We start from the raw sequence: 21,901 nt of genomic DNA on the forward strand, positions 1-21,901 counted from the left end.
AACTTAGATATAGACCGCACTAGTCTGCCCAATCAACCTGCCACGTGCCAAATAACCTGTCACACGCGACCTTGCCAAAGCCCTGGCTCGCTTCAGCTCATGTCGCCGAGTGCGATCTAACACCCCATCAATTTCGGGATACTCCAGCAGTGCCCGCAGGCGATGTTGATAGCGGGCAAAGAAAGTTGCCGAATCAACCTGCAGGTGACGGATAACCTGCCGACGGCTCCGCACGCAAACGATTCAATCCCGCAGGCTTTCTGCGGATGCATCACCGTGGGACAACATGAACAGGACCATCAGCGCCCAAGGGCTCATTGGACGACTTGCCGAAGGAATCGCAGTACCGCTTCGTTCACTTCGTCGGGTCGTTCCTGCTGGATCCAGTGTCCGGCGCCTTCGATCATTAGTTTCTGTACGCCGGGAATGATCTGGGTCATCTGTTCGATGGCGACTTCGCCGCGTCGGCCAGCGATCACGGGATCGCGGGTGCCGGCGATGAACAGGGCGGGTTGCGTGATCTTCGCGTCCTGCCAGGGCGCAGTGAGTTCCCAGTTGCGATCGATGTTGCGATAGAGGTTGAGGCCGCCGCGGAAGCCGGTGCGTTGATATTCGCCGGCCATGCGCTCGATGTCCTTCTCGCGCAGCCATGACGGCAGTTTGTCCGGCACGGCCATGCGATCGAGGAAGCCCTTGCCTTCGGGCACGATGAGCGGATTCTCGCGATCGACTCTGACGTCGCCCGAAATGCCGTACAGCAGCTTGCGCATCGTCGTCGGTACGTCGCGCTCGAATTCGGCTTCGGCGACGCCGGGTTGCTGGAAGTAGATCCAGTAGAAGTTCTCGAGTCCGGATTTGCGCAGCATGCGCAGCGGCGCATCGGGAGCACGCGGACGATGCGGCACGCTCATGCCGATGACGGCGCGAAACAGGTCCGGACGCATCATCGCGGCGTGCCACGCAACGGGCGCGCCCCAGTCATGGCCGATGACGCAGGCCTGTTTCTCGCCCAACTCGCCGACGAGACTCACGATGTCGCCGACGGTGTGAAGGATCGCGTATGCCTCGGCGTCTGCAGGTGCATCGGTCGCACCGAAGCCGCGCATGTCCGGGGCGACGGCGTGAAAGCCGGCTGCGGCGAGGACCGGCAACTGGTGTCGCCACGAGTACCAGAGTTCGGGCCAGCCGTGACAGAGCACGACCAGCGGGCCGCTGCCCGCTTCGGCGACGTGCATGCGGATGCCGTTGAGGGTGAGTTCGCGGTGATGGATCTCAGACATGTGATTTCCTCCTGCGCCCCCTCCCTGGCCCTCCCCCGCTTCGCGGAGGAGGGGATCAGAAAAGAGCGATGGCTATCGATTCAGTTCATACACGCACATGTTCACGGCCGACGCCACGTTCAGCGACTCGATCGCGCCGCTGCCGGCGATCGAGAAGCTGACGGCGTTGAGCGTACGAAGCTGATCGCGCGGTACGCCGCGCGCTTCATTGCCGAACAGGTAGCAGTCGAACTCGCGGAACGACGCAGACCGCAGCGGCTCACCCTGCATGTCGAGACAGGCGATGCGCGGCAGCCGGGCCGGCAGCGATGCGAGCGGCACATCCGTTTCGACAGGAACGTGAAAAATTGCGCCGACGCTCGCACGCAGCACCTTGGAGTTGTAGGGATCGACGCTGCCCGGACTCAGCAGGCAGCGCAGTCCGCCGAACCAGGCGAGCGTGCGCAGGATGGTGCCGAGGTTGCCGGGATCCTGGATCTCATGCAGGTACACCGCGCGTTCGCCGCGTGACGCCGGCGTCGGTCGCGGCATCGGCACGAGCGCGACGAGTCCCTGCGGCGTCTTCGTTTCCGACAGCTCTTCCATGCGGCGATTGCTGACGACGTGCTTCTCGAACGGACCGCGCCAGTGTTCGTTCTCCGCGGTCACGTACAGCTTGCAGTCCTGCAGCTGCGGATTCCTGGCGGCGGCCTTCTGCAGTTCCAGCACGAGGTGCTCGCCTTCGACGAGGTAGTGGCCGAACTGCTCGCGGTATTTCTTCTGATGCAGCTTTTTGAGGTCGTCGAATTTCATGCGGCTGCCTGCTGAGCATTCAACATCGACTTCGCAACCGCCTCGGCCACCTTGATGCCATCGACGCCCGCCGAGAGGATACCGCCGGCGTAGCCCGCGCCCTCGCCCGCCGGATACAGGCCGCGCACGTTGAGGCTCTGCAGCGTGTCCGCATCGCGCGTGATGCGCAACGGCGACGACGTGCGCGTCTCGACGCCGGTGAACACGGCATCGTCGCGATCGAAGCCATGGATCTGTCGCCCGAACGCAGGAATGGCTTCGCGGATCGCTTCGATCGCGTAATCCGGCAGCGCGCCGGACAGATCACCGAGACGCACGCCGGGTTTGTAGGACGGCTCGACTTCGCCCAGCTGGGCAGAAGGCGTGTTGCGAAGGAAATCGCCGACGAGTTGCGCCGGTGCGCTGTAGTCGCCGCCACCGAGTTCGAAGGCCTGCGATTCGAGTCGTTCCTGCAGCTCGATGCCTGCGAGCGGACCGCCGGGAAAATCTTCAGCAGGATTGATGCCGACGACGATGCCGGCGTTCGCATTGCGCTCGTTGCGCGAATACTGGCTCATGCCATTGGTGACGACGCGGTTCGGTTCGGACGTCGCCGCCACCACCGTGCCGCCCGGGCACATGCAGAAGCTGTAGACCGAGCGGCCGTTTTTCGCGTGATGCACGAGCTTGTAGTCGGCGGCGCCGAGTTCCGGATGACCCGCATACTTGCCGAGTCGCGCACGATCGATCATCGACTGCGGATGCTCGACGCGAAAGCCGATGGCGAACGGCTTGGGTTCGAGGAAGACGCCGCGCCGATGCAGCATCCGGAACGTGTCGCGCGAGCTGTGACCGAGCGCCGGCACGACATGCCGGCTGTGCAGCGTCTCGCCGCTCTCGAGCACGACGCCTTCGATCTGCCCGTCATCGATGAGCACGTCCGTCACCTTGTGTTCGAAGCGCACTTCGCCGCCGAGCGCGATGATTTCCTCGCGCATGCGCGAGACGACGCCGGTGAGGCGGAACGTGCCGATGTGCGGCTTGCTCACGTAGAGAATCTCTTCGGGCGCGCCGGCGCGGACGAACTCCTGCATGACCTTGCGGCCGTAGAACTTCGGATCCTTGATCTGGCTGTAGAGCTTGCCGTCGGAGAACAGTCCGGCGCCGCCTTCGCCGAACTGCACGTTGGATTCCGGCGTGAGCGTGTGCTTGCGCCACAGGCCCCACGTGTCCTGCGTGCGACGACGCACGTCGCGACCGCGTTCGAGCACGATGGGCCGGAACCCGGCCTGCGCCAAGATCAGCGCCGCGAACAGGCCGCACGGTCCGAAGCCGATCACGAGCGGCCGTTCGACGAGGCCCGCTGGCGCCTGCGCGACCGGGGTGTAGTTCGTATCCGGCGCCGGTTTCACGTTCTGGTCGTGCGCGAAGCGCTTGAGGATTGCCGCTTCGTCGCGGGCCCGAAGATCGACGATGTAGACGAAGCTGATCGTGCTGTTCTTCTTGCGCGCATCGTAGCTGCGCTTGAACACCGTGAAATCCAGCAGATCGACGTCTTTCAGATTCAGACGCTTCAGAAGCGCGGCACGCAACGCCGGCGGCGGATGGTCCAGCGGCAGCGACAGTTCAGTGATGCGGATCACGTGAGATCTCCTGGCCGGTGACTCCGGCAAAGGAAGCGCGGTTAGAATGGCGCGCATTGTAGCCGCAGCCCACCCTTTTCCGGTTTTTTCATGGCCCGTTCCAAAAGCAGTCACCGCTGGATGCAGGAGCACGTCAACGATCCCTACGTCAAACAGGCGCAGAAGGACGGCTATCGCTCGCGCGCCAGCTACAAACTGATCGAACTCAACGAGAAGGACCGGCTCATCCGGCCCGGAATGCTGGTGATGGACCTGGGTTCGGCGCCCGGCGGCTGGTCGCAGGTGGCGGGCAAGATCGTCGGCGACAAGGGCCGCGTGATCGCCAGCGACATCCTGCCGATGGATCCGGTGCGCAACGTCGATTTCATCCAGGGCGATTTCACCGAGGAGTCGGTGTTCAACCAGATCCTCGACAGCCTCGGCGGCAAGCAGCCCGACCTGATCATTTCCGACATCGCGCCCAACATCAGCGGCATCGACTCGGCCGATCAGGCATCGTCGATGTACCTGGTGGAACTCGCGCTCGACATGGCGCGCAAGGTGCTCAAGCCGAAGGGCAACTTCGTCGCGAAGGTGTTCCAGGGGTCGGGGTCGGACGCGTATCTCAAGGAACTGCGCAAGTCGTTCGAGAAGGTGTCGATCCGCAAGCCGGCGGCGTCGCGGTCGCGCTCGCGCGAGATCTACGTGGTGGCGAAAGGGTTCAGAGGCTGATCGCTCTTCTCTTCCTGTGGGGCCGGCTTCGGCCAGCCTGATTCGTCAGGCTAAAGCCTGACCCACAGGAAGAAGGCCGGCTGAAGCCGGCCCCACAGGAAGAAGTCACGCCAGCACGATCAGCAGATCCTTCGCATCGATCGCCTCGCCCGGGCGCGTGACGATCTCGGCGACGGTGGCGTCGCGATCGGCGCGCACTGACGTTTCCATCTTCATCGCCTCGATGGTCAGCAGCACATCGCCGCGGGCGACGCGTGCGCCCTGCGCGACGGCGACGGTCGCCACCGTTCCAGGCATCGGCGCGGCGACGTGGCTCGCGTTCGCCAGGTCCGCCTTGCGGCGCGGCGGCTTGAGCGCGACCTTGCTGCGATCGGGCACCTTCACGGAGCGTGGCTGGCCGTTGAGTTCGAAGAACACCGTGCGCGTGCCGTCTTCGTGGCTTTCGCTCGCGGCGACGAAGCGCACGATGAGACTCTTGCCGCGTTCGATCTCGACGGTCACTTCGTCGCCCGGTTCCATGCCGTAGAAGAAGAGCGGCGTCGGCAGCACGCTCGCGCGTCCGTAGTCGAGGCGGGCCTGCATGTAGTCGAGGAAGACCTTCGGATACATGAGATACGACGCGAACTCCTCGTCCGTGATCTCGCGCCAGGTCTTCGCCGTCGCTTCGGCGCGTGCTTTCGCCAGGTCGGTGGGCGGCAGCACTTCGCCGGGGCGGACAGTCAGCGGCTCGGCGCCCTGCAATACCTTCTTCTGCAATGCCGGCGGAAAGCCGCCATAGGGCTGACCGAGATCGCCGCGGAACAGCGAGACGACCGATTCGGGAAAGGCGACGTCGGCCTGCGGATCGAGCACCTGCTCAGCCGTGAGTCCGCTCGTCACCATCATCAGCGCCATGTCGCCGACGACTTTCGACGTCGGCGTCACCTTGACGATGTCGCCGAACATTTCATTGACCTTCGCATAGGCGCGCGCAACTTCCGGCCAGCGCACATCGTCGATGCCGAGCGAGCGCGCTTGTTCTCGCAGGTTTGTAAATTGACCACCAGGCATGCCGTGGACATACACCTCGGAGGCGCCCGAGCGCAGATCGCTCTCGAAAGCCGAATAGCAGCGGCGCACCTGTTCCCAGTAGGACGAGATGAGACGCAGGCGATCGGCATCGATGCCGCTGTCGCGCGGGCCGTGACGCAGCGCTTCGACGATCGAGCCGAGATTGGGCTGCGACGTCAGTCCGCTCATGGAATCCATCGCGCCGTCCACGGCATCGGCGCCGGCATCGATCGCCGCCAGCACGCTCGCTGCGGCGATGCCGCTGGTGTCGTGCGTGTGGAAGTGCACGGGCAGGCCGATCTCTTCTTTCAATGCCTTGACCAGCGTGAACGCCGCGCGCGGCTGGCACAGGCCGGCCATGTCCTTGATGCCGAGAATGTGTGCACCGGCGGCTTTCAGTTCGCGCGCAAGCCCGAGGTAGTACCTGAGGTCGTACTTGGTCTGTTGCGGATCGGACAGATTGCCGGTGTAGCAGATCGCGGCCTCGCACAGCTTGCCAGCATCGCGCACCGCGTCCATGGCGACGCGCATGTTCGGCACCCAGTTGAGGGAATCGAAGACGCGGAACAGATCGATGCCCGACGTCGCCGCCTGTTTGACGAAGTACTGCACGACGTTGTCGGGATAGTTGGTGTAGCCGACGGCGTTCGCCGAGCGCAGCAGCATCTGCAGCAGCAGGTTCGGCATGGCCTCGCGCAGTTCCTGCAGGCGTTCCCACGGGCATTCGTTGAGAAAGCGCATCGAGACATCGAAGGTCGCGCCGCCCCAGCATTCCATCGAGAACAGGTTCGGCAGCAGGCTCGCGTAATGCGGGGCGATGGCCACGAGGTCGCGCGTGCGGAAGCGTGTCGCCAGCAGCGATTGATGCGCATCGCGCATGGTCGTATCCGTCAGCAGCACGGACTTCTGTTCGAGCATCCAGGCGGCGAATTTTTCCGGGCCGAGCGCATCGAGCCGTTGCTTCGTGCCGGCCGCCGGCGCGGGCAGGTCGATCTCCGGCACCTTCGGCGCAACGATCCGTGCGGGTCGCACGCGGCCCTTCACTTCCGGATTGCCGTTCACCACGACATCGCCGATGAAGTTCAGCAGGCGCGTCGCGCGATCGCGCTTGCGCGGGAAGCGGAACAGTTCGGGCGTCTGGTCGATGAACTTGGTCGTGTACTGCGCCGACGCGAACTGCGGATGCAGGATGAGCTGATCGAGGAAGCGCAGGTTCGTCACGACGCCGCGCACGCGGAATTCCCACAGCGCGCGATGCATGCGGGCGATGGTTTCCTGCGGCGTCGGCGACCAGGCGGTCACTTTCACCAGCAGCGAATCGTAGGAGCGCGTGATGATCGCGCCGGAATACGCGGTGCCCGCATCGAGGCGGATGCCGAAACCGGCGGGACTGCGATAGGCGGTGATGCGCCCGTAGTCCGGCGTGAAGTTGTTTTCCGGATCTTCCGTCGTCACGCGGCATTGCATGGCGAAGCCGTTGAGGCGGATGCCGGGTTGCGCCGGCACGCCGCTGTCGGGCTCGCCGATGACCGCGCCTTCGGCGATGCGGATCTGCGCACGCACGATGTCGATGCCCGTCACGGCTTCGGTGACGGTGTGTTCCACCTGCACGCGCGGATTGACTTCGATGAAATAGAACCTGCCAGTGTCGGCGTCCTGCAGGAATTCGACGGTACCGGCATTGAGATAGCGCACGGCGCGGCCGATCTTCAGCGCTTCCTCGCACAGCGCGGCGCGCTGTTCGTCGCTGAAGAACGTGGCCGGCGCGCGCTCGATCACTTTCTGGTTGCGACGCTGCACCGTGCAGTCGCGTTCGAACAGATGCACCAGATTGCCGCGCGAGTCGCCCAGCAGCTGCACTTCGATGTGGCGCGCGCGGCGCACCAGCTTTTCGAGATACACCTCGTCGTTGCCGAAGGCCGCCTTCGCTTCGCGCCGCGCGGTGGCGACCATTTCCTTGAGATCGCTTTCCTGTTCGACGATGCGCATGCCGCGACCGCCGCCGCCCCAGCTCGCTTTCAGCATCACGGGGAAGCCGACTTCGCGCGCGAGTCTGACGATCTCTGCATCGTCGCGCGGCAGCGGCGGCGTCGCCGGCATCACCGGCACGCCGGCCGACACGGCGAGATTGCGCGCCATCACCTTGTTGCCGAGGCGACGCATGATCTCCGGCGTCGGGCCCACGAAGAGGATGCCCGCCGCGGCGCAGGCTTCGGCGAATTCGGGGTTCTCGGACAGGAAGCCGTAGCCGGGATGGATCGCATCGACCTGCGCGGCCCGGGCGATGCGGATGATGTCCGCGATGTCGAGGTAAGCCTCGACCGGGCTCTTGCCGGCGCCGACCTGGTAACTCTCGTCCGCCTTCATCCGGTGCAGGGAGAAGCGGTCCTCCTGCGAGTAGATCGCCACCGTGCGAATGCCCAGCTCGGCCGCGGCGCGCATGACGCGAATGGCGATTTCGCCGCGATTGGCGACGAGCAGGGCCTTGATGGCGGCAGGACGGGGCGAAAGCGGGCTGAAATCTGGCATGTCGGACTCGGAATCGAAGATCGAAGGCGACCGCAGGCAACGTCATCGGGCTCGAACCCGATGGCGTGGAGGTCGTTCCGCGCAGTGGGAGCCCAAGGATCATAGACCGGCACGGGGTTGCTGCAAGAGCAGTGCCCTTATCGGGTTATCGCCGGGAATGATTCGCCTCTGCCTGTGGGGCCGGCTTTAGCCGGCCTTTTTCAGAGTCAGGCTAAAGCCTGACCTACAGAGGAAACAGATTGCACGGCTTAAGTCAGTGCCGTTGGGCTTCAGCCGGCCTCTCGGAGTCAGGCCAAAGCCTGACCTACACGCGGGAGAGGCGTCAGATCGGGACGCGGCCGCCGCCCGCCGACTTGCGGAACGAGCCGGTCGAGAGCTTTTCGTATTCCTTGTCCATCACGACCACGCAGTTGCGGCCGCGCTCCTTGGCCGCGTACAGCGCCTCGTCGGCAAGCTGGATGAAGCCGAAATGGCTGCGGCCGTTCATCGGCTGCACGCAGGCGGCGCCGATGCTCACCGTGAGCCGGCCACCCTGCGGCGAGGCCGGATGGTCGATCGCCAGCGACTCGATGCCCGCCTGGATGCGGCGCGCCAGTTCCTCGACATGATCGCGGCGGGTATCGAACAGCACGATCGCGAATTCCTCGCCGCCGTAGCGCGCCGTGACATCCAGCGGCCGTCGCGCCGTCCGTTTCAGCGAGCGGGCAACGCGGCGCAGGCATTCATCGCCCGCCTGGTGTCCGCAGTGATCGTTGTAGGCCTTGAAGTGATCGATGTCGATCAGCAGCAGCGCGAGCGGCGCCTGCTCGCGGATCGCCTGCAACCAGATGCGATCCATGTGGTCGTCGAAGTAGCGCCGGTTGTGGATACCCGTCAGGCCATCGCGGCTGGCGGTTTCGATCAGCAGCTGTTCTTCGAGATAGCTGGTGCGATTGGCGCGTTCCAGCGAGTAGCAGACCATCGCGCCGATCACATTCGCCGACACCAGGATGCCGACGTCCACGATCACCGCGGCAGCCTCCAGCCCGGCCGCCACGGCGGCGATCACGTACGCCACGGTGACCAGCAGCGCCGACCCCAGCGCGGCATGGAACAGCATGCCCAGCATGAAGTAGATGAAGATCGTCATGATGACGACCGTCGAAATCAGATTGACGCCGTGGCCCGCGGCAATGACGGCCAGCACTGCGACCCCGGCGCCGAACACGGGCGCGAGGATCTGGCAGGTCAGCGGCCAGTAGCGCTGGTAGAGGCTGCTGCGCACCAGCATCAGGCCGAAGAACAGGATCGGCCCGAACATGACCAGCCGGATTTCGTTCATGCGCCGGTTGACCTCGGGTTCGAGGACCAGCTGCGTCATGAGCGAGAAACCCACGACGATGACCAGGGCGATCCAGAGGTTACGCCGGATCTGGGGCAGCGACTCGGCGCGAAAGACGGTGCGGAATTCCCGTTCCAGCGGCGCATCGAAGCGCAGTCCCGCGAAACCGCGCTCGAGCTGCAGCGCATGGGGAGAATCGATGGGAGCCCCCGCCGGGATGCGGGTATGCAACGGGTTGGATGGCGTGTCGTCGCGCATGTTTTTGTGGCGATGCGCGGATTGAGACCTCTCCCGTCCTCCGCGTCCGGTGACCTGACGTTACCGGCAACGCCCGACGTGAGACAAGCGGATCCCCGGTTCTTGACTCGGACCGTTCGGGGGTGGACTCGGACCGAGTGAGTGCCGGCTTACTTGCGAGGAGGGATCTGGCCAGCTTCTCGACGGTCGCGCGCTTCCTTGATGAAGCGACGCCATACTTCGTAGGCATCCCAGCCGCTGGCGGTGTCGGTCACCTTCGCATCCGGGACGCGATCGCCCAGATCGTCGGCATTCGCAGCAGAGGCGAGGCCCTGGATCTGAGTATCGATGGTTTCTCGGGTGGTGCTCATGGTGGTGCGATTCGTCCCTGAACGCCTCAGCGTTGATCAGGAGAGTCAGTCTAGAAGTCGATTGCGTCTTTCCCGGAGTGCGCAGTTCTCACTTTCCGAACCTCTGTGAGGGTTATGACGAATCACGGCGTTCGCGGAACTCAAGTTTCGCGGCGCGCTGCCGGCTCGTCGATACGTTATGTCGCTCCCGCAGTGCGGCGGCGTCATTGCCCCTCCTCAGGGACAATTTCAGCGCCGAAAGTAGTTCGAAAGATATTGGTCGAACGTCAGCGTATCGGCGCGTTCGATCTCGGCCTGTGCCCGCAACGATTCTTCCGCGCTGGCCGCAAATTCGGCGAGGCGCTGCTCGTTCGGCGGATACAGATCCAGAAAGTAGTTCTTGTGCACGCCCGACATGCGCAGCGCCATCTGCGCGAACGATTCGCCGCTGGTGCGCAACTCCTGCAACGTCCGCGCCGAAGGCGTCAGTGCCGGATCGCTGATCTTCGCTTCCTGCAGTTCCAGCGCCGCGGTGTAGGGCCGCTGCGCGTTGCCCTCGTCGAGCAGTTCGCAGATTCCCCGCATCGAATCGATGAGTTCGAGCGCCCATGCGCGGAACTCTACGGCGCGACCGTTGCGGTTCAGTTGCAGCCCCGGCTCGCGGCCGCGATGCGCGATGACGGAGTGATTGCCATCGAGCGTGCCGTCCTCGCAGGAATCGATCGGCGAGCTGTCTTTCAGCAGACACAGCGCGGCGAACGCTTCGAGGAAGCGCAGCTTGTTCTGGTTCACGCCCACCGGATCGAACGCACTCACGTCCAGCGCACGGAACTCGACGTATTCCACGCCGCCGCGCCGCAGCGCCTGCGTGGGATGTTCGCCCGAGCGCGTCACGCGCTTCGGCCGGATGTAGCTGTAGTACTCGTTCTCGATCTGCAGCAGGTTGGTGTTGAGCTGGCGATACTCGCCGTCCACTTTCACGCCGATTTTTTCGTAGTCGGGATTCGGCGTACTGACGGCGGCGTTCAGATCGCGCACGTAGTCGTCGAGTCCGTTCACCGAAATGTGCACGCCCGCCTGGTTCTTGTTGCGGTAGCCGAGATCCGACATGCGCAGCGACGTGGCATGCGGCTCATAGAGCGTGCCCGGGCCGAATTCCTTCAGCGAATGCTCGCGCCCGCGCACGAAGGAGCCGCACAGCGCCGGCGAATTGCCGAACAGGTACAGGATCAGCCAGCCGTGGCGGCGATAGTTGCGCAGCAGCCCGAAGTACTGCGCCGAGACGAAATCCTGACCGGCATCGCGTTCCTGCATCGCATCCGCCAACACCGGCCACAGCTTCGTCGGAAACGAATAGTTGAAGTGCACGCCCGAGATCGCCTGCATCATGCGGCCGTAGCGATAGCCGAGTCCGACGCGATACACCTCTTTCATGCGTCCGACATTGGAACTGCCGAAGTGCGCCACCGGAATGCTGGCGTCGCCGCGCAGGTTGCACGGCATGCTGGTCGCCCAGAGCAGTTCGTCGCCGAGATGGCGGTAGACGAACTGGTGCAGGTCGCACAGGAACTGCAGCAGCTCCCACGATTCGCGGAAGGCCGGCGTGACCAGTTCGATCAGCGCCTCCGAGTAATCCATCGTGATGTTCTCGTGCGTCAGCGCCGAGCCGAGCGAGCGCGGATGCGGCGTCGTTGCCAGCATGCCGTCGGGCTGCACGCGCAGCGATTCCTTCTCGACGCCTTTCAGTCCTCCCTGCAGCAGGCCGCGCTCGCGCGCGTTGACGAGCGAGGCAAGACGTCGCTCGAAAGCGCGATCGATGGCGGGAGGACTCATTGGCGATCTTCAGAAACGGCTGACCTGCGCTGGAGCGGCGGCAAGTTTCCTAAGGCAGATCAGGGGCGTCAAGCCGACTTTGAGAAACGGCCTCGACATCGCCTCATGAATGCGCACGACGCCCCCCGCTTGCATCGCGCAGGGTGCGGAATATCCGCGGGTGCGGCGGCGCTCACGGTGTGGTTTGATTGGCCCGCTTTCCCCCGACGCAAGTCGCGCAGCCTGGACGTCCGGCGCAGAAATGACCGACGTTCGCGCTGCCGGAACGAAGCCCTTTCAGCATCGATCGAGGTTGCACACAGACATGGAATCGGCAGTGACGACACTGATCGACTCCTCGGCGGCGATCTCCGGCTGGGTCGCCGTGGCCGCGCTCGCCTTCATCGCGCTGCTGGGCATCTTCCATCTGTGGCGCAGCAATGCGCGGATCGCGCAGCGCTCGCAGGAACTCGAGATCGAACTGGCCGAACGCCGCCGCATCGAAGCGCAGCTCGAGGCCGTGCAGGCAGAACTCGAGGAACGCGTGCGCGAACGCACCCGCTCGCTCGAAGCGCGCAACCGCGAACTCTCCGAATTGCGACTGACGCTGGAAACGGCGAATCAGCGTCTGCGACGCCTGGTCACGATCGATGCGCTCACCGGCGTCGCGAACCGCCGGCATTTCGATCGCGAACTGGAACGCGAACTGCGCCGCTCGCGCCGCGACGAGCGGCCGCTGTCGCTGGTCTTTCTCGATCTCGATGAGTTCAAGCGCTTCAACGACACGTACGGTCATGCGCGCGGCGACGAGATCCTGCGCAGCGTGGCGCGCACGCTCAACGAGACGTTCCGCCGCGCCGGCGATTTCGTGGCGCGTTATGGCGGCGAGGAATTCGCCATCGTGCTGCCCGGCCTCGATGCCCGTCGCGCCACGCTGTATGCCGAACGGCTGCGTCGCCGTATCTGGCAGGAGGCCATCGCCTTCGACGCCGCGACTCACGGACGCGTGACGATCAGCGCCGGCGTCGCGACGGTCGCACCGCCGATGGCGGCGACACCGGATGAATTGCTGCGCGCCGCGGATCAGGCGCTCTATCGCGCGAAGTGTCTCGGCCGCAACCAGATCGCCTCCGCGCCGGTCGAGGCGGCCAGCGCACACGCGGCGAGCCAGGCCGCGTCCTGACCGTCGGCTCTCATCCGCCCATGCGAACGCTGCCGTGACCATGGGGTTGTCAACGAATCCATCCCGCAGTCTCGTCCGCGCAGAAAGTTCCGTTCGTCGGGCACTACAACAACGTCGGGGAGAATCGCATGACTGACAAGAAGACCGTCGGCAGTGTGACCTATCAGAATGCCGGCAAGGACTACTTCGAGAAACGCGGACTGAAACGCCACGCGCGCGTATGGTCGCTGTGGGCACTGGGCGTCGGCGCGGTGATTTCCGGACACTTCTCCGGCTGGAACTTCGGCATCGGCGCCGGCGGCTGGGGCGGCCTGTTCATCGCCGCCATCATCATCGCCATCATGTATCTCGGCCTGATCTTCAGCCTGGCCGAGATGTCGCCGGCATTGCCACACACGGGCGGCGCGTATTCATTCGCACGCAGCGCCATGGGACCGTGGGGCGGATTCATCACCGGCCTGGCGGAAAGCATCGAATACATCATGACGCCGGCCGTCATCGTGTTCTTCATCAGCACGTATCTCACCGGCATTTTCGAAACCGATGCGATGTATCAACCGCTGTGGTGGATCGGCTGCTACATCCTGTTCGTGGCGCTCAACTACTGGGGCGTGTCGGTGTCGTTCAAGATCTCGGTCGTCGTGACGCTGATGGCGCTGGCGGTGCTGGTGATCTTCTGGATCAGCGCCATTCCGCATGCGGACTTCACCCGCTGGGCGCTCAACATCAGCGTCGGACCGGACGGCGCGCTCGTCGAACTGCCCGAGGGCGGCGGCGCATTCCTGCCCAAGGGCTGGTACGGCGTGCTGGCCGCGCTGCCCTTTGCGGTGTGGCTGTTTCTCGCCATCGAAGAACTGCCGCTCGCCGCCGAGGAATCCGTCGATCCGAAGAAGGACATGCCGAAGGGACTGATCTTCGGCCTGCTGACGCTGATGTTCTCCGCCGTGATGATCATGTTCCTGAATTCATCCATCGGCGGACTTGCCGACGGCGAGATGCGCGGCGCGTTCTCGATGGCCACGTCGGCCGAACCGCTGCTCGACGGCTTCCGTGTCATCTATGGCGCCGACATCGCCAAGCTTCTCGCGCTGTTCGCCGTGATCGGATTGATCGCGAGTTTCCACACCATCATTTTCGCGTTCGGTCGCCAGATCTATTCGCTGTCGCGCGCCGGGTACTACCCCTCGGTCATGTCGATCACGCATGGCGAACGCAAGACCCCGCACATCGCGCTGTTCACCGGCGCGGCGATCGGGCTCGCCGTGATCATGGCGGTGTGGTTCTCGCTCGGCGCCGAGAAGGGCGGTGCGGTGATCGGCGCCACGCTGCTCAACATGGCGGTGTTCGGCGCGATGATCTCGTATGCCTTCCAGGGCGCATCGTTCATCCTGCTGCGCAAGCGGATGCCGAACATCGAGCGGCCCTATCGCAGTCCGCTCGGCATTCCCGGCGCCGCGGCGACGGTGATCATTGCGATCGTCACGCTGTACTTCCAGCTGCAGGATCCCGTGTACCTGAAGGGTGTCTACGCAGCGCTCGCGTGGTACGTGCTCGGCATCATCTACTTCGCCGCCATCGGCCGGCACAAGCTGGTGCTGTCGCCGGAAGAGGAATTCGCGCTGACCGGCGGCCAGCACGGGCATCCGGAGAAGGAAGGGTATGGAACGACGAAGGTGTGAGTCCCTTCTTCTCCCCCTGTGGGGCCGGCTTTAGCCGGCCTCTTCAGAAGTCAGGCTGAAGCCTGACCTACACCAACCAAGACAAGAACATGCTCGAACCCCGCCAGGTCAGAACCCTCGCCGACGCCCGTGCCCTCGTCGAGCAACGCGCGCCTTCGCACATCAAGGTCGGCGTGTTCGACATCGATGGCATCCTGCGCGGCAAGTACATGTCGCGCGCGAAATTCCTGTCGGCGCTCGACAACGGCTACGGCTTCTGCGACGTGGTGCTGGGCTGGGACTGCCAGGACCAGCTCTACGACAACGTGAAGTTCACCGGCTGGCACACGGGCTATCCCGACGCGCCCGTGCGCATCCTGCCCGAGACCTGCCGGGCACTGCCGTTCGAAAACGACGAGCTGTTCTTCCTGAGCGAGTTCGTCGCGCCGGCGGACCAGCTCTGTCCGCGCGGCCTGCTGCGCAAGGTGCTGGAGCGCGCGCAGCGCATGGGCTTCTCCGCCTGCGCCGGCTTCGAGTACGAAGTGTTCTTCTTCGACGAGACGCCGGAGTCGGCGCGCGAGAAGAACTATCGCAATCTGAAACCGATGGCGCCGGGCTGGTTCGGCTACTCGGTGATCCGCAACAGCGTCGAGTCGGATTTCTATCGGCAGATGCTGGCGACCTGCGAAGCCATGGATTTCGGTCTCGAAGGCCTGCACGAAGAAACCGGCCCCGGCGTCATCGAGGCCGCGATCGCGTTCGACGAGGCGCTGGCCTCCGCGGACAAGGCCGCGCTGTTCAAGACCTTCATCAAGGTGCTCGCGCAGCGCAACGACATGATGGCGACCTTCATGGCGAAATGGTCGCGCGACTGGCCAGGTCAGAGCGGGCACATTCACCTGTCGCTGAAAGGGCCGGACGGCAAGCCGGTATTCCATGACGAATCGCAGCCGCACGGCATGAGTCAGACCATGCGGCACTTCGTCGGCGGGCTGCAGAAACTGATGCCGGAGGTGCTGGCGATGGTCTCGCCGACCATCAATTCCTACACGCGGCTGATTCCCGGATTCTGGGCGCCGACCGATTCGACGCTCGGCGTGGAAAACCGCACCTGCGCCCTGCGCATCATCCCCGGCGGCGCGAAATCGCAGCGCGTCGAATATCGCGTCGCGGCGGCCGATGCCAATCCCTACATCATTCTGTCGGCTGCGCTCGCCTCCGGACTGTGGGGCATCGAGAACCGCATCGAGCCCGAGCCGCTGGTCGAGGGCAATGCCTACGACCGCAAATTTCCCGAACGCCTGGCACTGCCGCGAACGCTGTGGGATGCGGCGCAGCGGCTGAAGAAGTCGAAGATGGCGCGCGACTGGTTCGGCGATGCCTTCGTCGACCATTTCGCCGCGACGCGCGAATGGGAAGAGCGCGAGTTCCGCAAGCACATCACGGACTGGGAACTGGCGCGGTATTTCGAGATCATCTGAAAACAGTGACGGAAGTGACGAAAGTCACGACCGCCAGAGGGCTGCTTTCGTCACCTTCGTGACCCTCGTGACTTTCGTGACCTTCTTTATGCTCCAGATCATCTCCCCCGTCGATAACCGCCTCTACGCCGAACGTCCGCTCGCCACGACCGCGCAGATCGATGCGGTGCTCGCGCAGGCCCGCGCCGCACAGCGCGGCTGGCGCGCGACGTCTCTGGCCGAACGCGCCGCCGTGCTCAACCACTTCTGCGATCTGTTCGAGACGCAGCGCGACGAGATCGCGCTCGAACTGACCTGGCAGATGGGGCGTCCGCTCCGGTATTCGCCCAACGAAGTGCGAGGCACGCTCGAACGTGCGCGGCACATGATCGCCATCGCGCCCGCCGCGCTCGACGACATCGATTGCGGTCCGAAGGAGAATTTCCGCCGCTTCCTGCGACGCGAACCGCTCGGCGTGATCCTCACGATCGCGGCCTGGAACTATCCGTACCTCATCGCCGTGAACAGCGTGATTCCCGCACTGATGGCCGGCAATGCGGTGATCCTCAAGCATTCGGCCCAGACCCTGCTGTGCGCGGAACGCTTCGCGCAATGCCTGCAGCGCGCCGGTTTGCCGGACGGCGTGTTCCAGGTGTTGCACATGAGCCATGAAGACACGGAATGCGTCATCCGCGATCCACGCGTCGATTTCGTGGCCTTCACCGGCTCGGTCGCCGGCGGGCACGCGGTACAGCGCGCAGCGTCCGACCGCTTCGTCGGCACCGGACTCGAACTCGGCGGCTGCGATCCCGTGTACGTGCGTCACGACGCCGATATCGCGCATGCGATCGAGAACGTGGTCGACGGCGCGTATTTCAACAGCGGCCAGTCATGCTGCGGACTGCAACGCATCTACGTGCACGAGAAAGTTTACGGGCCATTCGTCGAAGGCTACGTGGAGCTGACCCGCAAGTACGCGCTCGGCAATCCGCTCGATGCGCAGACGACGCTCGGACCGGTCGTGCGCACCGCCGCTGCCGACGCGATCAGGAAACAGATCGCCGCTTCCGTCAGCGCGGGCGCAACACCGATCATCGAGGAATCGGAGTTCGCGGCCAGCAAGGCCGGCACGCCGTACCTGGCGCCGCAGATCCTGCTCGACGTCGATCACTCCATGCCGGTCATGAAGGAAGAAATCTTCGGCCCGGTCGCCGGCATCATGCGCGTGGACTCCGACGAAGATGCCGTCGCATTGATGAACGACACGGTCTACGGCCTCACGGCCGCGATCTGGACGGCGGACGAGGAAGCGGCGCTGTCGATCGGCAACCGCATCGAGACCGGCACCTGGTTCATGAACCGCTGCGACTACCTCGACCCCGCCCTCGCCTGGGTCGGCGTGAAGGACTCCGGCCGCGGCGCCACGCTGTCCGTCGTCGGCTATGAACATCTGACGCGCCCGAAGTCGTTTCATCTGCGGACGAAAACATGAAGAGAAATTGGCCGCAAAAAAGCGCAAAGGACACAAAGTCCGGAACGAATGATTTGCGACCTTTGCGCCTTTTTGCGGCCATTCTTTGCTTTTCACGGATCTCGCCATGACGCTACGCGGCAACTGGAACTACCCCACGCTCATCCGCTTCGGCGCCGGGCGCATCGCTGAACTGCCGGATGCGTGCAAGACACTCGGCATTCGCAAGCCGTTGCTGGTCACGGATCCGGGCCTCGCGGCGCTGCCGATGATCGCGGATGCGGTCGAGTCATGCCGGCAAGCGGGGCTGCCGTGCGATGTGTTTTCGTCGGTACAGGCGAATCCCGTGGAGGCGAATGTCACTGCCGGTGTCGAGCTGTACAAGCAGCGCGGCTATGACGGTGTCATTGCGTTCGGTGGCGGCAGCGCGCTCGATGCGGGCAAGGCGATTGCACTGATGTCGGGGCAGTCGCGGCCGATCTGGGATTTCGAGGATCGCGAGGACTGGTACACGCGCGTCAACGTAGCGGGCATCGCACCCACCGTTGCAGTGCCGACGACCTCGGGCACGGGATCGGAAGTCGGGCGCGCTTCGGTCATCACGGACGTGCGCGATCACACCAAGAAGATCATCTTCCATCCGAAGATGCAGCCGGCGCTCGTGATCGCTGATCCGGCGCTGACGCTCGCGCTGCCGCCGCACGTCACGGCGGCCGTCGGCATGGACGCGCTGTCGCACAACCTCGAAGCGTACTGTTCGCCCTTCTATCACCCGATGGCCGAAGGCATCGCGCTGGAAGGCATGCGCCTGATCAGGGAATGGTTGCCCGTTGCGGTGAAGGACGGCGGCAATCTTGAAGCGCGTTCTCACATGATGGTCGCCTCCACGATGGGCGCGACCGCCTTCCAGAAAGGCCTCGGCGCGATGCACAGCCTGAGTCATCCGTGCTCGGCCAATCTCAATACGCATCATGGACTCACGAATGCGGTCGTGATGCCGTACGTGCTGGCGTGGAACCGGGCCGCGCTAGAGGAAAAAATGGTGCGGCTCGCCGCCTTCCTCGGACTGCGCCAGCACTCTTTTGACGGCGTGATGGACTGGATCCTCGAACTGCGCCAGACGATCGGCATTCCGCCGACCCTCGCCGATCTCGGCGTTCGTGCTGAACACGCCGCTGTCTTCGCGCCGCAGGCATTCAACGATCCGTCGACCGGCGGCAATCCGCTGGCGATGGACATCGAAGGATTCGAGCGGCTGTATCGCAACTGCATCGAAGGCCGGCTCGACTCCGCCGCCTGAAGTTCATCCGCAATTCAGCGCACCGGTTCCAGGATTTCCGCATGCGCCTGTTCGTGATCGTGTCGTCCGCACTTCTCCTGCTCTGCGCCCACCCGGCGGCGGCCGACGCGATGCGCTGCGGCAGCCGCCTCATTCGCGAAGGCGACACGCAGACCGCGGTGCGCGACCTGTGCGGCGAACCGAGCGACGTGCAGTCGCGGTCCATCCTGCGCCGTCCGACCTACTATGTCGGCGGCCGCGAGTATTATTTCGGCGAGGCGATGGTCGAAGTGCTGGTGGAAATCTGGACCTACAACTTCGGTCCCTACAAGCTGATGCGACGCGTGCGGTTCGTCGATGGGCTCGTCGAGGAAATCGAAACGCTCGGCTATGGCTATCGCGCGCCCGACGCCGAATAGACCGCGCGCCGACTGACCCAGCGATAGCGCGTCAGCAGCAGCACGGCGCAGACCGACAGCCCTGCAATCAGTCCGACCCACACAAAGAACGGACCGAGACCGCGCACCACGCCGAGGACATACGCAAGCGAGAATCCCACGGCCCAGTACGAGAACCAGCACAACGCCATGGGCACGGCGGTGTCCTTGAAGCCGCGCAGCGCACCAGCCGTGCCGACCTGCACGCCGTCGGAAATCTGGAAGACGGCCGCGGCAAACAGCAACGATGCCGCCAGCGAACGCACCGCTTCGTCGCGGGTGTACATCGCCGCGATCTGATCGTTCCACAGCACGATGCCGCACGCTGACACGGTCATCACGGCCACACACATGCCGATGCCGACGAATCCCGCGGCCCGCGCACGGGCCACATCGCCGCGTCCGAGCGTGTGTCCCACATGAATGGTGGTCGCCGAGCTGATCGACAGCGGCATCATGAACATGAAGGCGGCGAAGTTGAGTGCGACCTGATGCGCACCGGCGGTGACGGCGCCCATGGCGCCCATCAGCAAGGCCGCGGCAACGAAGAGTCCGCCTTCCGCGAGAATGCTGCCTGAAATCGGGATGCCGAGACGCAGCAGCTGGCCGATGACATGCGAGTCGGGCCGATCGATGCGGCGGAAAAGATCGAAGGGCCGATACACGGGATGCCGATGCACATAGACGAGCATCGCCGCAAACATCAGCCACATCGCCAGCGCCGAGGCCACGCCGCAGCCGATCGCACCCAGCGCCGGCATGCCGAGCTTGCCGTACATGAACACCCAGTTCGCGAACACGTTGAAGATCAGCGCAGCGACGGCGATGTACATGATCGGGCGCGTGTGACCGAGGCCCTCGCTCGTGAAGCGCAGCGCCAGGAAACCCATCATCCCCGGCAGTCCCCAGCTGATCGCTTCGGCGTAGCCGATCGCCACCGGCAGGATTTCCGGCGCGATGTTCAGCGCCGGCAGCGCCCAGCCCGCCTGCCACATGCCGAGCACCAGCAGCACCGACAGCGCGAGCACCACCCACCAGGACTGTCGCGCGGCGCGCGTCACCGCGGCGTTGTCGGCCGCGCCATAGGCATGCGCGACGACGGGTGAAATCGCCATCAGCGCCCCCAGTCCCATGAACATGAACAGGTTGTACCAGGCCGTGCCGATGGCGAGCCCGGCGAGATCGCGCGCGCCGAGTTGCCCGGCCATCACCGTGTCGGCGAAACCCATGCCGGCGAGCGCGAGATTGTTGACGAGCAACGGCCCGCCGAAACGCGCAATAGCGCCGGCGTCCGCGGCAATCTGTGTGCGCGAAACCATGGACGACATACGGGGAAACTGCTTTGACCGCGCCGCGGGGGCGCGGCATCCTCTGACAGGCGCGAAATGAACGGCTCGAATTCTCTCACAGCGAGGCAGCCATGATCGTCGGATCTTCGCCGCGGCGCGTCGCCATCATCGGCGGCGTGCGCATTCCCTTCGCCCGCTCGATGGGTGTGTATGCCGAAGCCAGCAACCAGGACATGCTCACGGCCACGTTGAGCGGACTGGTCGAGCGCTTCCAGCTGCAGGGCCAGACGCTCGGCGATGTCGGCGCGGGCGCAGTGCTCAAGCACTCGCGCGATTTCAATCTGACGCGCGAAGCCGTGCTGGGCAGCGGACTCGCGCCGGAAACGCCGGCCTTCGATCTGCAGCGCGCCTGCGGCACCAGTCTCGAAACGGCCATCGTGCTGGGACTCAAGATCGCGGCAGGACAGATCGATTCGGCGATCGCGGCCGGTGTCGATACGGCGAGCGACGTGCCGATCGTGTATCCGGATTCCTATCGCAAGCTGCTGCTCGCGAGCGCCCGCGGCAAGCGCTTCGGCGAGCGGCTCGGTCCGTGGTTCGGCCTGCGTCCGAAGCATTTCAAACCGCAATTGCCCGGTGTCATGGAACCGCGCACGGGACTGTCGATGGGCCAGAGCTGCGAACTGATGGCGAAGACCTGGCAGATCCCGCGCGAGGCGCAGGATGAACTCGCGTTGCAGAGTCATCAGAAGGCCGCAGCGGCATACAGCGCGGGGTTCTACGACGACCTGGTCATCGAATACCAGGGGCTCAAGCGCGACAACAACATCCGCAGCGATACGTCGCTGGAAAAGCTGGCGAAGCTCAAGCCGTCATTCGATCGCAACGGCACGCTGACGGCGGGCAATTCGACGCCGATGACCGACGGCGCAGCGGCCGTACTGCTCGCGAGTGAAGACTGGGCAAAGCGTCGCGGACTGCCGATCCAGGCGTATCTCACCTACGGCAAGGTCGCGGCCGTCGACTTCGTCCACAAGGAAGGACTGCTGATGGCGCCGGCTTATGCCGTGCCGCGCATGCTCGCGGACGCCGGCATCCGGCTGCAGGACTTCGACATCTATGAAATCCACGAAGCGTTCGAAGCGCAGGTGCTGTGCACGCTGAAGGCGTGGGAATCGGCGGAGTTCTGTCGCGAACGGCTGGGCCTCGCCGAGCCGCTCGGCAGCATCGATCGCAGCAAACTGAACCTGAAGGGCGGCAGCGTCGCGATCGGTCATCCGTTCGGCGCCACCGGCGCGCGCATCATCGCCACACTGGCCAAGCAGCTCGAACAGCGCGGCAACGGACGCGGCCTGATCTCCATCTGCACGGCCGGCGGCATGGGCGTGACGGCGATTCTCGAACGCTGATTTTTCGTCGC

General features: G+C 64.5%; 16 protein-coding genes. 8 read left to right on the forward strand and 8 right to left on the reverse strand.

What is annotated here, in order from left to right; translation table 11 throughout:
- Positions 1 to 314 precede the first annotated feature (314 nt).
- The 3 genes from V7D81_RS12760 to V7D81_RS12770 form a co-directional block, all read right to left on the reverse strand.
- Entirely contained in the window at positions 315 to 1,280 is a 966-nt protein-coding gene (locus V7D81_RS12760) for an alpha/beta fold hydrolase (protein ID WP_324316913.1), read from the reverse strand.
- A 72-nt stretch (positions 1,281 to 1,352) separates the two neighbouring features.
- Positions 1,353 to 2,072 (reverse strand): TrmH family RNA methyltransferase, encoded by a 720-nt coding sequence (locus tag V7D81_RS12765; protein WP_324316914.1) that lies wholly within the window; start codon positions 2,070 to 2,072, stop codon positions 1,353 to 1,355.
- Positions 2,069 to 3,694: an NAD(P)/FAD-dependent oxidoreductase gene (locus tag V7D81_RS12770; protein ID WP_324316915.1), complete on the reverse strand. Its 1,626-nt coding sequence runs from the start codon at positions 3,692 to 3,694 to the stop codon at positions 2,069 to 2,071. Before V7D81_RS12770 ends, V7D81_RS12765 begins: the two co-directional genes overlap by 4 nt.
- Before the next feature lie 90 nt (positions 3,695 to 3,784).
- Here V7D81_RS12770 and rlmE point away from each other — a divergent pair, with 90 nt between their 5' ends.
- On the forward strand, positions 3,785 to 4,405 hold the full coding sequence (gene rlmE / locus V7D81_RS12775) for a 23S rRNA (uridine(2552)-2'-O)-methyltransferase RlmE (protein WP_324316916.1): 621 nt from the start codon (positions 3,785 to 3,787) through the stop codon (positions 4,403 to 4,405).
- A gap of 105 nt (positions 4,406 to 4,510) precedes the next feature.
- Here rlmE and V7D81_RS12780 read toward each other — a convergent pair whose 3' ends face one another.
- From V7D81_RS12780 to gshA, 4 genes are all read right to left on the reverse strand, one after another.
- A complete protein-coding gene (locus V7D81_RS12780; protein ID WP_324316917.1) occupies positions 4,511 to 7,984 on the reverse strand; it encodes a pyruvate carboxylase in 3,474 nt (1,157 codons plus the stop codon).
- Between the two features lie 322 nt (positions 7,985 to 8,306).
- Positions 8,307 to 9,563 (reverse strand): GGDEF domain-containing protein, encoded by a 1,257-nt coding sequence (locus tag V7D81_RS12785; RefSeq protein WP_324316918.1) that lies wholly within the window; start codon positions 9,561 to 9,563, stop codon positions 8,307 to 8,309.
- A 149-nt stretch (positions 9,564 to 9,712) separates the two neighbouring features.
- Positions 9,713 to 9,913, reverse strand: coding sequence for a hypothetical protein (locus tag V7D81_RS12790; protein WP_324316919.1), 201 nt, complete (start codon positions 9,911 to 9,913; stop codon positions 9,713 to 9,715).
- Positions 9,914 to 10,141: 228 nt separating this feature from the next.
- Positions 10,142 to 11,725: a glutamate--cysteine ligase gene (gene gshA / locus V7D81_RS12795; protein WP_324316920.1), complete on the reverse strand. Its 1,584-nt coding sequence runs from the start codon at positions 11,723 to 11,725 to the stop codon at positions 10,142 to 10,144.
- A 316-nt stretch (positions 11,726 to 12,041) separates the two neighbouring features.
- Between gshA and V7D81_RS12800 the strand changes: the two genes are divergently transcribed.
- The 6 genes from V7D81_RS12800 to V7D81_RS12825 all read left to right on the forward strand — a co-directional run bounded on the left by V7D81_RS12800 (position 12,042) and on the right by V7D81_RS12825 (position 19,174).
- A complete protein-coding gene (locus tag V7D81_RS12800; protein ID WP_324316921.1) occupies positions 12,042 to 12,887 on the forward strand; it encodes a diguanylate cyclase in 846 nt (281 codons plus the stop codon).
- 128 nt (positions 12,888 to 13,015) lie between these two features.
- On the forward strand, positions 13,016 to 14,566 hold the full coding sequence (locus tag V7D81_RS12805; RefSeq protein WP_324316922.1) for an amino acid permease: 1,551 nt from the start codon (positions 13,016 to 13,018) through the stop codon (positions 14,564 to 14,566).
- Positions 14,567 to 14,655: 89 nt separating this feature from the next.
- Positions 14,656 to 16,026: a glutamine synthetase family protein gene (locus V7D81_RS12810; RefSeq protein ID WP_324316923.1), complete on the forward strand. Its 1,371-nt coding sequence runs from the start codon at positions 14,656 to 14,658 to the stop codon at positions 16,024 to 16,026.
- Between the two features lie 88 nt (positions 16,027 to 16,114).
- Positions 16,115 to 17,497, forward strand: coding sequence for an aldehyde dehydrogenase family protein (locus V7D81_RS12815; protein WP_324316924.1), 1,383 nt, complete (start codon positions 16,115 to 16,117; stop codon positions 17,495 to 17,497).
- A 106-nt stretch (positions 17,498 to 17,603) separates the two neighbouring features.
- Positions 17,604 to 18,776, forward strand: a complete 1,173-nt coding sequence (locus V7D81_RS12820; RefSeq protein WP_324316925.1) for an iron-containing alcohol dehydrogenase — start codon at positions 17,604 to 17,606, stop codon at positions 18,774 to 18,776.
- Between the two features lie 41 nt (positions 18,777 to 18,817).
- Positions 18,818 to 19,174: a DUF2845 domain-containing protein gene (locus tag V7D81_RS12825; RefSeq protein ID WP_324316926.1), complete on the forward strand. Its 357-nt coding sequence runs from the start codon at positions 18,818 to 18,820 to the stop codon at positions 19,172 to 19,174.
- On the opposite strand, the gene V7D81_RS12830 is transcribed toward V7D81_RS12825, so the two are convergent.
- The gene (locus V7D81_RS12830; RefSeq protein ID WP_324316927.1) at positions 19,150 to 20,520 is read right to left on the reverse strand and encodes an MATE family efflux transporter; all 1,371 of its coding nucleotides are present in this window, start codon (positions 20,518 to 20,520) and stop codon (positions 19,150 to 19,152) included. The genes V7D81_RS12825 and V7D81_RS12830 overlap by 25 nt on opposite strands.
- A gap of 92 nt (positions 20,521 to 20,612) precedes the next feature.
- Between V7D81_RS12830 and V7D81_RS12835 the strand changes: the two genes are divergently transcribed.
- Entirely contained in the window at positions 20,613 to 21,890 is a 1,278-nt protein-coding gene (locus V7D81_RS12835) for an acetyl-CoA C-acetyltransferase (protein ID WP_324316928.1), read from the forward strand.
- The last annotated feature ends 11 nt before the right edge of the window (positions 21,891 to 21,901 follow it).

It is taken from the genome of Povalibacter sp. (assembly GCF_036735925.1).
In the GTDB taxonomy this organism is placed as follows: Bacteria; Pseudomonadota; Gammaproteobacteria; order Steroidobacterales; family Steroidobacteraceae; genus Steroidobacter.

Coding starts and splice junctions, on each gene's coding strand:
- V7D81_RS12825 (WP_324316926.1), top strand. CDS start 18,818: ATGCGCCTGTTCGTGATCGTGTCGTCCGCACTTCTCCTGCTCTGCGCC.
- V7D81_RS12810 (WP_324316923.1), top strand. CDS start 14,656: ATGCTCGAACCCCGCCAGGTCAGAACCCTCGCCGACGCCCGTGCCCTC.
- V7D81_RS12790 (WP_324316919.1), bottom strand. CDS start 9,913: ATGAGCACCACCCGAGAAACCATCGATACTCAGATCCAGGGCCTCGCC.
- V7D81_RS12760 (WP_324316913.1), bottom strand. CDS start 1,280: ATGTCTGAGATCCATCACCGCGAACTCACCCTCAACGGCATCCGCATG.
- V7D81_RS12805 (WP_324316922.1), top strand. CDS start 13,016: ATGACTGACAAGAAGACCGTCGGCAGTGTGACCTATCAGAATGCCGGC.
- V7D81_RS12780 (WP_324316917.1), bottom strand. CDS start 7,984: ATGCCAGATTTCAGCCCGCTTTCGCCCCGTCCTGCCGCCATCAAGGCC.
- V7D81_RS12820 (WP_324316925.1), top strand. CDS start 17,604: ATGACGCTACGCGGCAACTGGAACTACCCCACGCTCATCCGCTTCGGC.
- V7D81_RS12765 (WP_324316914.1), bottom strand. CDS start 2,072: ATGAAATTCGACGACCTCAAAAAGCTGCATCAGAAGAAATACCGCGAG.
- V7D81_RS12815 (WP_324316924.1), top strand. CDS start 16,115: ATGCTCCAGATCATCTCCCCCGTCGATAACCGCCTCTACGCCGAACGT.
- V7D81_RS12785 (WP_324316918.1), bottom strand. CDS start 9,563: ATGCGCGACGACACGCCATCCAACCCGTTGCATACCCGCATCCCGGCG.
- rlmE (WP_324316916.1), top strand. CDS start 3,785: ATGGCCCGTTCCAAAAGCAGTCACCGCTGGATGCAGGAGCACGTCAAC.
- gshA (WP_324316920.1), bottom strand. CDS start 11,725: ATGAGTCCTCCCGCCATCGATCGCGCTTTCGAGCGACGTCTTGCCTCG.
- V7D81_RS12830 (WP_324316927.1), bottom strand. CDS start 20,520: ATGTCGTCCATGGTTTCGCGCACACAGATTGCCGCGGACGCCGGCGCT.
- V7D81_RS12835 (WP_324316928.1), top strand. CDS start 20,613: ATGATCGTCGGATCTTCGCCGCGGCGCGTCGCCATCATCGGCGGCGTG.